Raw genomic sequence first — 12,844 nt, 5'->3', positions numbered from 1 at the left:
CCACGGGCCGCGAGAGTTGCGCATTGCCCCCACGCGCAAGACGGCAATCCCCCCGCGGCTGGCTCAGGCGCCGGCCTCCCAGGGTTCCTGTCCCAGGTACTCGTAGCGTTCGGTGTTCACGCGCGACACGCGCCATTCCACGGGCTGGCGGTTATAGGAAAACGCGATGCGGCGGATCTCCAAGAGCGCGCTGCCTTCGGCCACGCCCAGGCAGCGCGCGTGCGTGCGCTCGGCCAGGCAGGTCCGCAGCCGCTCGTCGGTGGCGATGACGTTGACGCCGAACAGGTCCTGGTACAACGCGTAGAGCGTGCTGGGGCGCTCGCGCAGGTGCGCTTCAAGCAGCCCCGGAAAGCGCGATTCGGGCAGGCACACGTCGTCGGCCATCACCACGTCGCCATTGAGCGACAGCACATTCAGGAATTCGAAAACGTACGCGCCTGCGGGCAGCGCCAGCTTTTCGCGCGCCACCGCAGAGGCCTTTACGCGGCGAAAGCGCAGCAGTTCCGTGGTGGGATAGGACTTGCTGCCGTCCTGGCCGACGATGCGGAAAAACTTGAAGAAGTGATGGTTGCGCGTATGCACCGCAACGTAGGTGCCGCGCCCCTGATGCCGCACCAGGATGTTCTCGGCGGCCAGCTCGTCGATGGCCTTGCGCAGCGTGCCGATCGACACGCCGAACCGCTCGGCCAGATGCTTTTCCGGCGGGATCGCCTCGCCCTGCTTCCACTCGCCTTGCGCCAGCGCGGCAAGCACGGCCTGCTTGACCTGTTCGTACAAGGGACTGCCCAAAGGCACAGTCGGTGACAGGCTGGTGTTCATGGGTGCATCGCAAAAATCAAGGACCTCCAGTGTAGCGGCGCAACGGCCGCCCGCTCAAGTCATCTAATTCATATAGATGATTTAGTTGACTTTGAAAAAAGCCGGGCCTAAGATTTCCTGGCCGTTGTGATCCGCGCCGCAAGCAGCACCCGGGCGGCGCCCTGACCCCAGAGAGGAAGACAATGATTCACGCCGTATTGCACGATGCGAAGGACACGGTGGCGGTCGCCGTGGTGGAGGGCCTGACCGCCGGAACGGAGCTGAACGCCTGGATCATGGATGAGGACAAGATCATCCATGTGCGCGCGTCGCAGGACATTCCCATCGGCCACAAGGTCGCGATGAAGGACATGGCCGTGGGCGACACCGTCTTCAAGTACGGCGTCGACATCGGCCGCGTGGTGGCGCCCATCAAGGCCGGCCAGCACGCCCACGTGCACAACATCAAGACCAAGCGCTGGTAAGCGCCCGTCCATCGCACAGGAACCCACCATGTCCATCATCACTGCCCAGACCACCTTCCAAGGCTATCGCCGCGACAATGGCCGCGTCGGCGTGCGCAACCACGTCATCGTCCTGCCCGTGGACGACATCTCCAACGCCGCGGCCGAGGCCGTCGCCAACAATATCAAGGGCACCCTTGCCCTGCCTCATCCTTACGGCCGGCTGCAGTTCGGCGAGGACCTTGAACTGCACTTTCGCACGCTGATCGGCACCGGCTGTAACCCCAACGTGGCCGCCGTGGTCGTGATCGGCATCGAGGAAGGCTGGACCAAGCGCGTCGTCGACGGCATTGCCGCCACCGGCAAGCCGGTCATGGGATTTTCCATCGAACTGCACGGCGACCACGACACCATCATGCGCGCGTCCCGCTGCGCCAAGGAATACGTGCATTACGCCACCGCGCTCACGCGCAGCGAATGCCCCATCTCCGATCTGTGGGTCTCCACCAAGTGCGGCGAGTCCGACACCACGTCCGGCTGCGGCGCCAATCCCACGGTGGGCAATGCGTTCGACAAGCTCTATGAACTGGGCTCCACGCTGGTCTTTGGCGAAACCTCGGAACTGACCGGCGGCGAGCACATCGTCGCCGAGCGCTGCGCGAGCGATGCCGTGCGCGAACGCTTCATGTTCATGTTCGACCGGTACCAGGCCATGATCGACCGCTGGAAGACCAGCGACCTGTCCGAATCCCAGCCCACCAAGGGCAACATCGCCGGGGGCCTGACCACCATCGAGGAAAAGGCGCTGGGCAACATCCAGAAGATCGGCAAGAAATGCCGCGTTGACGGCGTCATCGACAAGGCAGAAATCCCCGACGGCCCCGGCTTGTGGTTCATGGACTCGTCCTCGGCCGCGGCGGAAATGGTCACGCTGTGCGCCGCCTCCGGCTACGCCGTGCACTTCTTCCCCACCGGCCAGGGCAACGTCATCGGCAACCCGATCCTGCCGGTCATCAAGATCTGCGCCAATCCGCGCACGGTGCGAACGATGTCCGAACACATCGACGTGGACACCAGCGGCCTCTTGCAGCGCGAGATCGACCTGAACCAGGCCGGCGACAAGCTGCTGGAGTGCATGCTGGCCACCGCCAATGGCCGGTGGACCGCGGCCGAGGCCCTGGGCCACCGCGAATTCGTCCTCACGCGGATCTTCGAAAGCGCCTAACGCGCATGCGGCCGGCGCGCCAAGGAGAACGCGCCGGCCGTCCCTCGCGGCATCATCGCAACATCAACGACAAGAACCTGCAGACCCGGGCGCAGTCCGCGGCAGCAAAGGCGTACGCATTCCTACCCGGGCGTTATCCCCAAGGAGGAAGACAGATGAGTAGCGAACCGCATTACCCCCTGCAAGATGCGCAGCGCCGTCGCCTGCTGGGCGCCCTGGGCGCCGCCGGCCTCTGTGCGCTGGCCCCGTGGGAACGGGCGCTGGCGCAGAAAGGCGCATGGCCCGAGCGTCCCATCAACTACGTGGTGCCTTTTCCGCCGGGCGGCCTGACCGACGTGGCCGCGCGCCAGGTGGGCAAGGCGCTGGCGGATGCCGAACGCTGGAACGTGGTGATCGAGAACAAGCCGGGCGGCAGCGCCAACATCGGCGCGGCGCATGTGTCGCACGCCGCGCCCGATGGCTACACGTGGCTGGCCATCACCCTGTCGCACGCGGCCAACGCCACGCTGTTCGCAGGCAAGGCCGGCTACGACCTGACCCGCGACCTGACGCCGCTCGCCGGGCTGGCGTCCTCGCCCATCATGGTGGTCGTCAACGCCAAGAGCAACATCAAGTCCATGGACGACCTGGCGCGCGCAGCCAAGGCCAAGGCCCTGTCGGCCGGTTCCAGCGGCAACGGCACGCCGCCGCACCTGACGCTGGCGCTGTATCAGAAGCTCACGGGCGTGCCGCTGATGCACGTGCCCTACAAGGGCGGCGCGCCATCGCTCACGGACCTGATCGGCGGTCACCTGGATGTGGTGTTCTCGAACTATCCCGAGTCGCTGGCGCATGTGAAGAACGGGTCGCTGCGCGCCCTGGCGATCACCACGCGCGAACGCAGCAAGGACCTGCCCGATCTGCCCACCACGGCCGAAGCCGGCCTGCCGGACCTGATCGTCGAGAACTTCACCGGCGTGCTCGCGCCCGCTGGCACCCCGCCGGAACTGGTCCAGCGGATCGGCGACGCCATCGTCAAGCAGGTCTCGCAGCCCGCCATGCAGCAGGCCCTGCTGCAATTGGGTTTCGTGCCGCAGCCGCGCGGCCCCAAGGAGTTCGGCGCGTACCTGAAGTCCGAGGTCGACCGCTGGGCCAAGATCATCCGCGACGCCAACATCCAGGTCGCTTGATGCGGCCGCCCTGCCCACCACAAAGAGGAGTCCGGCAGATGCGAGTATTGATTTCGGAGTTCATGGACGCACCCGCCGTCGATGCCTTGCGGCAGCGGTTCGACGTGCGCTACGCCCCCGAGCTGGTGGAGCAGCGCGCCGCGCTGCTTGAAGCCGCCGCGGATGCCGACGCCCTCATCGTGCGCAACCGCAGCCAGGTGAACGCCGAACTGCTGGCGGCGGCGCCGCGCCTGATTGCGGTGGGCAGGCTGGGCGTGGGGCTGGACAACATCGATCTGGCGGGTTGCGAGGCGCGCGGCATCAAGGTCATACCGGCGACGGGCGCCAACGCCCGCGCCGTGGCCGAATACGTCATCGGCACCATGCTGTCGCTGTTGCGCGGCGCCTATGCGTCCACGGCGGATGTCGCGGCCGGCGCCTGGCCGCGCACCGCGCTGTCGCAGGGGCTGGAGGCGCACGGCCGCACGCTGGGCGTGGTGGGATTCGGGGGCATCGGCCGGCTGGCCGCCCAGCTTGCGCGCGGGCTGGGCATGCGCATCGTGGGCAGCGACGCGGCCCTGCCGTCCGCGCATCCCGCGTGGCAGGAAGCCGGCGCCGAGCCGCTGGCCCTGGACGAGCTGCTGGGCCAGGCGGACGTGGTGACGCTGCATGTGCCGCTCACGCCCGAGACCCGTCACCTGCTGGACGCGGCGCGCATCGAGCGTATGCGCCCCGGCGCCATTCTCATCAACACGTCGCGCGGCGGGATCGTGGACGAAGCCGCGCTGGCGGCCGCGCTGCGCGCCGGGCGGCTGCGCGGCGCCGCGCTGGACGTCTTCGAGCAGGAACCCCTGCCCGCGGGCAGCCCGCTGGCCGACGCGCCGAACCTGATCCTCACGCCGCACATCGCCGGACTCACGCAAGAGGCCAACACGCGCGTTTCCGACATGGTGGCCGCCGGTGTGACAATGGCGCTTGACGCCCGCGCACGCTGACGAGGCGCGGCGCGCCTCACACGACAGGAAGGATATGGCTCACATCTATCTGGACGAACTTCAACACCTGGCCGCGGCGGGTCTTGCCGCCGCCGGCGCCAACCCGGTCATGGCGGACAGCACCGCCCGCGCGCTGGTCTTCGCGGAAAGCCAGGGGCTCAGCTCCCACGGCCTGTCGCGCGTGCCGTTCTACGCCGGCCACCTGCGCACCGGCCGCGCCATCGGCTCGGCCGTGCCGCGCATCCTGAACGAACGCGGCGGCACGGCGCTGATCGATGCCGGCTCGGGCCTGGCCTTCCCCGCTTGCGGCATGGCAGTCGAGCAGGCCACCGTGCGCGCCCGCGACCATGGCGTGGCGTTCGTCGGCGTGGCCAACAGCCATCATTTCGGCGAGGCCGCTTACCACCTGGAAGCCCTGGCCGACGCCGGCATGGTGGGGCTGGCGCTCAGCAATTCGCCCGCCGCCATGCCCGCGTGGGGCGGCAAGCGCCCGCTGTTCGGCACCAACCCCATCGCGGCGATCTTCCCGCGCCGGGGCGGCGCGCGGCTGGTCATCGACCTGTCGCTGTCGCAGGTGGCGCGCGGCAAGCTCATGATCGCGGCGCGCGACAACCAGCCGATCCCGCTGGGCTGGGCGCTGGACGCGGACGGCCAACCGACCACCGATCCGAAGGCGGGCCTTGCCGGCAGCATGCTGCCCGCGGGCGGCGTCAAGGGCGCGATGCTGGCCCTCATCGTGGAACTCATGGCCTGCGCGCTGACCGGCGCGCGCTTCGGCTACGAGAACGAGTCGTTCTTCGTGGACGAAGGCGGCCCGGCGCGGCTGGGACAGGCGTTCATGGCGATCGACCCCAATGCGTTGGCGGGCAACGACGTATACCTGGAACGCGTGGAAACGCTGGTCGATGCGATGCTTGAAGACGAGGACGTGCGCCTGCCGGGCGAGCGCCGCCGCAAGCTGCGCGACGAGGCCGTCAAGCACGGACTGGATTTGCCCGACGCGCTGATGACGCAATTGCGCACGCTGGCCGGCGTGGGCTGACCCGTCGCCGGGGCGCCCTGATGCCCGTGCTTAATGCCCGTGGGTAAACCACAGCATCAGCGGCGCCAGCAGCAGAAACACCACGGTGGACACCAGCACCGCGCCCGCCGCGGTGTCGCCCAGCGGCGTGTAGCGCCGCGCGTACATGTAGCTGACCACCGCGCACGGCATGGCCATCTGCAGCGTCAGCGCGCCGGCCAGCACCGGCTCCAGGTTCAGCGCCCACACCACCGCCAGCCCCGTCGCCAGCCCCACCACCAGCCGGATCGCGGCGACCTTGGCGCCGTCGCGCACGCCGTTCGACGGAATGAGCGCCAGCGCATGGCCCAGGCTCAACAGCATCAGCGGCACGGTCACCGCGCCCAGCATGCGCGCCGTCTCGATGATCCACGCGGGCACCGGAATGTTTAGCAGGCGCAGCGCCACGGCCACCACGGAGGCCAGCAGGATCGGACTCTTCCAGCTTCCCTTGGTGTTCACGCCCGGCAGCATGCGCACCGCGATCGTGTGCATCACAAAGGAATTCACGGCAAAGAACGCCACCGCGACCGACAGCCCCGCATCGCCGAAGGCCAGTTGCGAAATGGGCAGCCCCAGGTTGCCGGCATTGGGCAGGAACGCCGTGGGCAGCAGGCTCAGCACGGGCAGCTTCCAGGCCTTGAGCAGCGCCGCGCTGATCAGCGCGCACAGCAGCAGGGCGATCAGCGTTGCGGCGGCCACGTCGGCCAGCGCCCGGTCGTCCAGATGGGTGGTGACGAAGGTATGAAACACCAGCGCGGGCGTGGTGACGGACGTCACCAGCGTGGTGATGAAGTTGCCGCCGAAGGGAAGATCGCGCTTGCCCCAGAAAAGCCCGATTCCCACGCAGGAAAGCAGGGGCAGCATCAGCACAATGGCTGACAGGTAGAACTGCGCGATGGCCAACATGGACTATTCCGTCAGAGATAAAAAGATTGATGCGTCACGGCATCATTGCTTGCCGCTGCTGGGGTGGCCGCAGCAGCATGGGCGCATTGTTCACAAAAGGGCCACCCCGTCCTCGCCGCCATGTCCGCCACACCGATGCGCAGTCTTGCCCACTCATCGCGTTGCGCCGATCGCAGCCCAGTCCGAAGCGCCGCCTTGCATCTGTCCGACAGGCAGGCCGCCTGCCTGAAATGGTCGGCCGCGGGCAAGACAAGCTGGGAAACCTCCCGCATATTGGGCGTCAGCGAAAGCACGGTGAATTTCCACCTGCGCAACGCGTGCAACCGGCTTGGCGTGCGGGGCCGGCGCGCTGCCGTGGTGGCGGCGCTGCGGCTGGGGCTGCTCGAGTTCAAGGCTTGATGACGACGGACCGCAGGAATTCGCGCGCACGCTCGGCGGGCAGGCTTTCCTCGGTGCCGGCGGCCACGGCCTCGATCAGCATGGTGTCGGTCACCCACACCTTGGCCTGCAGCCATCCGGGCTTGCCCACCGCCTTGCCGCGCACCTCGATCGTCTCGCCGTACGGCGGCCATTCCGAGGGCGGCGGGGCCTGCATGTTGGTGTAGAGCGATCGCATCAGGGCCATGCCCAGCGCCTGCCGGGCGGCGGGGCTGGCCGCGATCTCCGGCGGCAGGGGCGCCGATCCCACGGCGAACACGGCTTCGCCAACGGTCGCGCTGGCCAGCGTGAACTGCAAGGCGTGCGTGTCGAGCTTCAGATCGCGCGTTTCGGTCGAGACCCGGGCAGGAAACGCCGCGCGGACATGGCCATCGGCCACATCCATCTCGCGCCAGTTGTAACTGGGCGAGCAAGCCGTCAACGCCAGCGCCAGCGCCAAAAAAACGCCCGCTTTCTTGAACATGAAACGAAACAGCGATGAAATCGTCATTACCCGAGAACCCACAGGGTCCAGTCATTTCGAGGAATTCAGAAATTGTCGCCGATTTCCATGGCCCCCGCGCCCGACGGCACCCCGCTCGCCAATTATTCCTGGCCCGCCGCCCCCAACGTGCCGCCCCCGATCGCCGGGTTGGAGCACGCCGGGGCCCGCCCCGGGTTGGCCCGCCCCGGGATGGCCCGCCCCAGCATCTACCTGCTGCACGGTTTGAGCGAGCACGCCGGGCGCTACGACCGGCTGGCGCGCTGGCTGACCGCCCGCGGCTGGGACGTGGGCGCGCACGACCACCGCGGGCATGGCCGATCGGGCGGACATGCCGCCACCCTGCGCGACCAGGAAGACCTGGTCACCGATGCCGTCGACCGGCTGCGCGCCTGGACACAGCTCTGCGGGCGCCCGCCCATCCTGCTGGGCCACAGCCTGGGCGCCCTGGTCGCCGTGCGCATCGCGCAGCGCCGCCTGGCCGACCTGGACGGACTGGTGCTCAGTTCGCCGCCCTTTGCCGTCAACGTGCCGCTGTGGGTGCGCCGCACCCTCACATGGATGTCCCTGCACGCCCCCGACCTGCGCGTGCCGCACGGCCTGGCGCCCGCCCGCATCTCGCACGACCGGGCCGTGGTGAAGGCCTACCGCGCCGATCCCCTGGTGCGGCGCCGCATGACCGGCCGCCTGGCGCGCTTTGTCGACGAAGCCGGCCAGCAAGCCCTGCGCGAGGCCAGTCTGCTGCCCTGCCGCACCCTGCTGATGGTGGCGGGCGACGATGCCATCGTGGCGGCCGAAGGCAGCCGCCAATTTGCCCAGCGGGCGCCCGCCGAACTCCTTACCCTGCGCTGGTACGACACGGCCTGGCACGAGATCTTCAACGAAGCCGCCCCCATTGCCGATCCGGTCTATGCTGACCTGGACGAATGGCTGGCGCGCACCGCCCAGACATTGTCCCTGTCCCCAGTACTGGTTCCCGAAGCACAGGAGGCCAGCACCCCGTAAAATCCGGCGACAGCCCCCAACGAGAACAATCCGTGACCGATACTGCCGCCAACCGCCTCGCCCGCCTAGAGGCCAACCGCTCGCTGCTGACCCAGACCCTGCGGGGCATCGAGAAAGAAGGCCTGCGCGTGGACGAACAGGGCATCCTGGCCCGCACGCCGCACCCCGCCGGGCTGGGCTCGGCGCTGACCAACGAACACGTCACCACCGATTATTCCGAATCGCTGCTCGAACTCATCACGGGCACGCACCAGGACGTGGACGCGTTGCTGGCCGAGCTTGCCGATACGCACCGCCACGTCTACGGCGTGCTGGACCACGAGCTGATCTGGAACCAGTCCATGCCGGCCACGCTGCCGCCGGAGCCTGACATCCCCATCGCCTGGTACGGCACGTCCAACACCGGCATGCTCAAGCACGTGTACCGCCGTGGTCTTGCCGAACGCTACGGCAAGACGATGCAGTGCATCGCCGGCGTGCACTACAACTTCTCGCTGCCCGAAGACCTGTGGTCCGTGCTGGACACGCAGCCCGGCTCCGCGCAGGACCGCCGCTCGCGCGGCTACATCGGCCTGATCCGCAACTTCACGCGCTATTCGTGGCTGCTGATGTACCTGTTCGGCTCGGCCCCGGCGCTGGCCAGCGATTTCCTGCAAGGCCAGGACCATCAGCTGGAAAAGCTGGGCGACCACACGCTGTACCTGCCCTACGCCACCAGCCTGCGCATGAGCGACCTGGGTTACCAGAACAAGGCGCAGTCGCAGCTCAAGCTCTGCTACAACGACCTGGACACCTTCCTTGGCCGCCTGTACGGCGCCGTGACGCAGCCCTGGCCCGAATACCAAAAGATCGGCACGCATCGCAACGGTGAATGGATCCAGCTCAACACCAACGTGCTGCAGATCGAAAACGAGTACTACTCCAGCATCCGTCCCAAGCGCTCCACCGGCCGCTGCGAGCGCCCCATCACCGCGCTGGCCGAGCGCGGCGTGCAATACGTCGAAGTGCGCTGCCTGGACATCGACCCGTATTCGCCGGTGGGCATCGACGCGGCCACCGCGCGCTTCGTCGACGCCTTTCTCCTGTTCTGCACCGCCTCCGACAGCCCCTTCTTCCCTGCCAATGGCTACTGTCAGCGCAGCGCCGACAACTTCTCGGTGGTCGTCAAGGAAGGCCGCAAGCCCGGCCTCATGCTGGACCGCGAAGGCCAGTCGATCGGCCTTGCGCAATGGGGCCACGAGCTGCTCGACCAGATCGCGCCGTACGCCGCGCTGTACGACAGCGCGCTGGGCGGCACCGCGTATGCCGACGCGCTGGCCGCGCAACGCGCCAAGCTCGATCAGCCGGACACCACGCCGTCCGCGCGCCTGCTGGCCGACCTGAAGGACAGCGGTCTTTCGTTCCACGATTACTCGCTGGCGCTGAGCCGCAAGCAGGCCGATGCCCTGCGCGCCGAACCGCTGCCGGCCGACGTGGCCGCGGCCTACGAGCAAGCCGCGGCGCAGTCCTCCGCCGAACAGCTAAGGCTGGAGCAGTCGGACACTGAAGATTTCGACACCTACGTCGCGCGCTATCACGCCGCGCTGAAAGCGCCGCGCAAATAAGGCGTATCGTTAGGGCTCGGGTTGCGCCGCGCGCCATACGGCGGCCGGCGCCAGCCTTACCAGTCACATCAGGAGGTTTTCTTCATGCGCCGCACCGCAACATTCCTGCTGGCCCTGGCGGCCAGTGTGGCGGGCATTGCCCACGCCGCGCCGCCCCCCATGCAGACCGTGGAATCCGTAGACCTGAAACGCTACGTCGGGATGTGGTACGAAATTGCCAACTTCCCCATGTTCTTCCAGCGCAATTGCGTGGGAGACACCACGGCGGAATACACCGCGCATCCGGACGGCACGATCGGCGTGAACAACCGCTGCCGCACCAAGGACGGGGATATCGATTCGGCCTCGGGCACGGCCACTGTGGTCGAAGGCAGCAACAACGCCAAGCTCGAAGTCTCGTTCTTCAAGCCGTTCAAGGGCGACTATTGGGTGATCGGCCTGGATCCGGAGTACCGCTGGGCTGTCGTCGGCACGCCCGACCGCAAGTACCTGTGGATCCTGTCGCGCTCGCCGCAACTGCCCAAGGAAGAACTGGACAAGGCGTTGGCCGCCGCCACGGCGCAAGGCTACCAGCTCGACGAGCTGCGCTACACGCCGCAGAAGTAAAGCCCCAGGAAGTAAAGACCGCGGAAGTATGCGGTCCGCTCAGCCCGCGTAATCGCGGGCCAGCCTGACCACCGTCACGCCGGGCTTCAACTGCCGCAGCGACGGCATGATCAGCGTGCAGTTGTCGTAGGGCGTGACAATCGGCTGCTCGTCAGCCCAGCCGATAGGCGATCCGGCCTTCTCGAACGTTTCCAGTCCCGACCAGGGGCCCGCAAAACGCACGTTCATGGACGGCGCCACCACGGCGTCCGTCACCTCCAGCACGCGCTGCTGCGCCGGGTCCGGCAGCAGCCAGCCTTCGGGCAGGTCGGACCGATCCGCCACGCCCGACTCCACCAGCATCCGCGCCACCATGTCGCGCGCCACATCGCGCGAAGACAGGTCGCCATGAAAGCCGCATTCGATCAGCAGCGCGCAGGCGTCTTCCCGGGCCGGATCGCCGAAGTGCTCGAAGTCGCGCATGCGCACGCCGTCCTTGTGGCCAGCATCCACGATCACGTGCTGCGGCGCCTTCAGGCGGCGGGCCAGCGCGATATTGCGCGGCAACACCCCCGTCAACAGCAGCGGCGCTCCCGGCTCGTGCATCGAATGCAGATCCAGCAGCCAGTCGGCGCGCCGCACCCACGGACGCAGCGCCGCGCCGCGCTGGCGGTCGGGCGTGGTGGGATTGTCCAGGCGCTCGGCGCTCCAGACGCGGTTCATGTCTTCCTGCACGAATCGCGAGGCATCGTGATTCGCCGCATCAAAGCGGTCGAACGCATCCAGATTGCAGAAGGCCAGCGTCAGGCTGCCGCGGCGCGGCCGCAGGCCCGACGCCAGCAGGTCCTTCAGCGCCCAGGCGCCGCACAGCTCGTTGCCATGCACCAGCGCGCTCACCATGAGCGCCCGTCCCGGAACGCCCGAATCAAAGTGCCACACGCCGGGCGTGTCGGTATTGCCTGCGCGCTCGGCGGCGATGTCGGGAACGGGAAGCTTGAATTGCATGGTGATATCCGTGTGCTGCGAGGGTCTTTCGATGTCGTGATGTGCCGTGCGGCGTTATTGCGCCTCGATCTTGGCGGCCTTGACCAGCGCGGCGTACTTCTTGGTTTCTTCCGCCTGGAAGGCCACCGGATCCACGCCCGGCTTGGCGACTTCGCCGCCCGCGTCCTGCATCTTGGCGCGGAAGGTGTCGGACTTCAGCGATTCATCCAGGGCAGCGCGCAGCTTGGTCACGACCGGCTCGGGCAGGCCTGCCGGGCCGTACAGCGCAAACCACAGGTTGATGTCGACGGACTCGAAACCCTTGGTGGCGGCCAGCGGCGCGATCTCGGGCGCTGCGGGCGAACGCTTGTTCTCGGTCAGGCCCAGCGCGACGATGTTGCCGCTGCGGACCTGCGGCAGGCCCGAGGACAGCACCAGCATGCCGAAATCCAGCTGGCCGCTCATCAGGTCCGTGACCAGCGGCGACACGCCGCGGTAAGGCACGTGTTCGGCGCGGGTGGCGGTGGCCTGGTTGATCATCTCGCCCGCCAGGTGCAGCGTCGTGCCCACGCCCGAAGAACCGTAATTGAACGTGCCGGGCGCGGCGCCCTTGAGCTTTTCCAGGTATTCGGCGGCGGTCTTCACGCCGGAGTTCTTGCTGGCGGCCAGCAGCATCGGCTGCGAGGCCACGATGCCCAGCGCCGTGAAGTCCTTGGCGCTGTCGTACTTGACCGCGGTGTTGATCATGCGGGCGATCACCATTTCGTTGGTGGAGCCCAAAAAGATGGTGTAGCCGTCCGGCGCGGCGCGGGCCACGCGCTGCGCGCCGATGGTGCCGCCGGCGCCGCCGACGTTCTCGACCACGACCGTCTGGCCCAGGCGCTTGCCCAGTTCTTCGCCCAGCAGGCGCGCGGTCAGGTCCAGGCTGCCGCCTGCGGGATAACCGACGATCAGCGAAATGCTGCGGGCCGGATAGTCGGCCGCGCTGGCGGCGGGTGCCGCGGCAAGGGCCGAGGCGGCGCACAACGAGACTAGCGCTGCGCGCAGCGGATGCAAGATGGACTTCATGAATTTCTCCCTGGGGTGCTGTGGGTGGACGGCGGAGCCGCCTCTTTTGAGTTTCGGGGGCTATTTTCAAGCGCGGCCCA

14 protein-coding genes are annotated in these 12,844 nt (G+C 67.8%); 9 read left to right on the top strand and 5 right to left on the bottom strand.

Annotated elements, in window-relative coordinates; translation table 11 throughout:
* Positions 1 to 63: 63 nt before the first annotated feature.
* Entirely contained in the window at positions 64 to 819 is a 756-nt protein-coding gene (locus tag HV786_RS19080; protein ID WP_128827076.1) for a GntR family transcriptional regulator, read from the bottom strand.
* A 182-nt stretch (positions 820 to 1,001) separates the two neighbouring features.
* Here HV786_RS19080 and HV786_RS19075 point away from each other — a divergent pair, with 182 nt between their 5' ends.
* The 5 genes from HV786_RS19075 (at position 1,002) to HV786_RS19055 (ending at position 5,672) form a co-directional block, all read left to right on the top strand.
* Positions 1,002 to 1,283 (top strand): UxaA family hydrolase, encoded by a 282-nt coding sequence (locus tag HV786_RS19075; RefSeq protein WP_056327564.1) that lies wholly within the window; start codon positions 1,002 to 1,004, stop codon positions 1,281 to 1,283.
* 28 nt (positions 1,284 to 1,311) lie between these two features.
* Positions 1,312 to 2,487 carry a UxaA family hydrolase gene (locus HV786_RS19070; RefSeq protein ID WP_063953514.1) on the top strand — a complete coding sequence of 392 codons (1,176 nt, stop codon included), beginning with the start codon at positions 1,312 to 1,314 and terminating at the stop codon, positions 2,485 to 2,487.
* A gap of 155 nt (positions 2,488 to 2,642) precedes the next feature.
* Positions 2,643 to 3,656: a Bug family tripartite tricarboxylate transporter substrate binding protein gene (locus HV786_RS19065; protein WP_056327566.1), complete on the top strand. Its 1,014-nt coding sequence runs from the start codon at positions 2,643 to 2,645 to the stop codon at positions 3,654 to 3,656.
* A 38-nt stretch (positions 3,657 to 3,694) separates the two neighbouring features.
* Entirely contained in the window at positions 3,695 to 4,630 is a 936-nt protein-coding gene (locus tag HV786_RS19060; RefSeq protein WP_175211564.1) for a hydroxyacid dehydrogenase, read from the top strand.
* 34 nt (positions 4,631 to 4,664) lie between these two features.
* Entirely contained in the window at positions 4,665 to 5,672 is a 1,008-nt protein-coding gene (locus tag HV786_RS19055) for an Ldh family oxidoreductase (RefSeq protein ID WP_175211562.1), read from the top strand.
* 30 nt (positions 5,673 to 5,702) lie between these two features.
* Here HV786_RS19055 and HV786_RS19050 read toward each other — a convergent pair whose 3' ends face one another.
* A complete protein-coding gene (locus HV786_RS19050; RefSeq protein ID WP_175211560.1) occupies positions 5,703 to 6,599 on the bottom strand; it encodes an AEC family transporter in 897 nt (298 codons plus the stop codon).
* A gap of 195 nt (positions 6,600 to 6,794) precedes the next feature.
* On the opposite strand from HV786_RS19050, the gene HV786_RS19045 reads away from it, so the two are divergent.
* The gene (locus HV786_RS19045) at positions 6,795 to 6,998 is read left to right on the top strand and encodes a helix-turn-helix domain-containing protein (RefSeq protein WP_056327570.1); all 204 of its coding nucleotides are present in this window, start codon (positions 6,795 to 6,797) and stop codon (positions 6,996 to 6,998) included.
* Here the strand turns inward: HV786_RS19045 and HV786_RS19040 are convergent.
* The gene (locus HV786_RS19040; protein ID WP_128827078.1) at positions 6,988 to 7,527 is read right to left on the bottom strand and encodes a hypothetical protein; all 540 of its coding nucleotides are present in this window, start codon (positions 7,525 to 7,527) and stop codon (positions 6,988 to 6,990) included. The genes HV786_RS19045 and HV786_RS19040 overlap by 11 nt on opposite strands.
* Positions 7,528 to 7,572: 45 nt before the next feature.
* Between HV786_RS19040 and HV786_RS19035 the strand changes: the two genes are divergently transcribed.
* The 3 genes from HV786_RS19035 to HV786_RS19025 all read left to right on the top strand — a co-directional run bounded on the left by HV786_RS19035 (position 7,573) and on the right by HV786_RS19025 (position 10,733).
* Positions 7,573 to 8,523, top strand: a complete 951-nt coding sequence (locus tag HV786_RS19035) for an alpha/beta hydrolase (RefSeq protein ID WP_175211558.1) — start codon at positions 7,573 to 7,575, stop codon at positions 8,521 to 8,523.
* A gap of 32 nt (positions 8,524 to 8,555) precedes the next feature.
* Positions 8,556 to 10,127, top strand: coding sequence for a glutamate--cysteine ligase (gshA, locus tag HV786_RS19030; RefSeq protein ID WP_128827079.1), 1,572 nt, complete (start codon positions 8,556 to 8,558; stop codon positions 10,125 to 10,127).
* An 84-nt stretch (positions 10,128 to 10,211) separates the two neighbouring features.
* Positions 10,212 to 10,733, top strand: coding sequence for a lipocalin family protein (locus HV786_RS19025; protein WP_128827080.1), 522 nt, complete (start codon positions 10,212 to 10,214; stop codon positions 10,731 to 10,733).
* A 39-nt stretch (positions 10,734 to 10,772) separates the two neighbouring features.
* Here HV786_RS19025 and HV786_RS19020 read toward each other — a convergent pair whose 3' ends face one another.
* Positions 10,773 to 11,717 carry a M14 family metallopeptidase gene (locus HV786_RS19020; RefSeq protein ID WP_128827081.1) on the bottom strand — a complete coding sequence of 315 codons (945 nt, stop codon included), beginning with the start codon at positions 11,715 to 11,717 and terminating at the stop codon, positions 10,773 to 10,775.
* A 54-nt stretch (positions 11,718 to 11,771) separates the two neighbouring features.
* Entirely contained in the window at positions 11,772 to 12,764 is a 993-nt protein-coding gene (locus tag HV786_RS19015) for a Bug family tripartite tricarboxylate transporter substrate binding protein (RefSeq protein WP_175211556.1), read from the bottom strand.
* Between the last annotated feature and the right edge of the window lie 80 nt (positions 12,765 to 12,844).

The sequence above is a fragment of the Achromobacter mucicolens genome (assembly GCF_902859725.1).
Taxonomy (GTDB): domain Bacteria; phylum Pseudomonadota; class Gammaproteobacteria; order Burkholderiales; family Burkholderiaceae_B; genus Achromobacter; species Achromobacter mucicolens.
The sequence above is the reverse complement of the archived record's forward strand: the minus strand, read 5'-3'. Positions and strand labels throughout refer to the sequence as shown.

Coding starts and splice junctions, on each gene's coding strand:
- HV786_RS19025 (WP_128827080.1), top strand. CDS start 10,212: ATGCGCCGCACCGCAACATTCCTGCTGGCCCTGGCGGCCAGTGTGGCG.
- HV786_RS19070 (WP_063953514.1), top strand. CDS start 1,312: ATGTCCATCATCACTGCCCAGACCACCTTCCAAGGCTATCGCCGCGAC.
- HV786_RS19055 (WP_175211562.1), top strand. CDS start 4,665: ATGGCTCACATCTATCTGGACGAACTTCAACACCTGGCCGCGGCGGGT.
- HV786_RS19075 (WP_056327564.1), top strand. CDS start 1,002: ATGATTCACGCCGTATTGCACGATGCGAAGGACACGGTGGCGGTCGCC.
- HV786_RS19040 (WP_128827078.1), bottom strand. CDS start 7,527: ATGACGATTTCATCGCTGTTTCGTTTCATGTTCAAGAAAGCGGGCGTT.
- HV786_RS19050 (WP_175211560.1), bottom strand. CDS start 6,599: ATGTTGGCCATCGCGCAGTTCTACCTGTCAGCCATTGTGCTGATGCTG.
- HV786_RS19065 (WP_056327566.1), top strand. CDS start 2,643: ATGAGTAGCGAACCGCATTACCCCCTGCAAGATGCGCAGCGCCGTCGC.
- HV786_RS19080 (WP_128827076.1), bottom strand. CDS start 819: ATGAACACCAGCCTGTCACCGACTGTGCCTTTGGGCAGTCCCTTGTAC.
- HV786_RS19060 (WP_175211564.1), top strand. CDS start 3,695: ATGCGAGTATTGATTTCGGAGTTCATGGACGCACCCGCCGTCGATGCC.
- HV786_RS19015 (WP_175211556.1), bottom strand. CDS start 12,764: ATGAAGTCCATCTTGCATCCGCTGCGCGCAGCGCTAGTCTCGTTGTGC.
- HV786_RS19020 (WP_128827081.1), bottom strand. CDS start 11,717: ATGCAATTCAAGCTTCCCGTTCCCGACATCGCCGCCGAGCGCGCAGGC.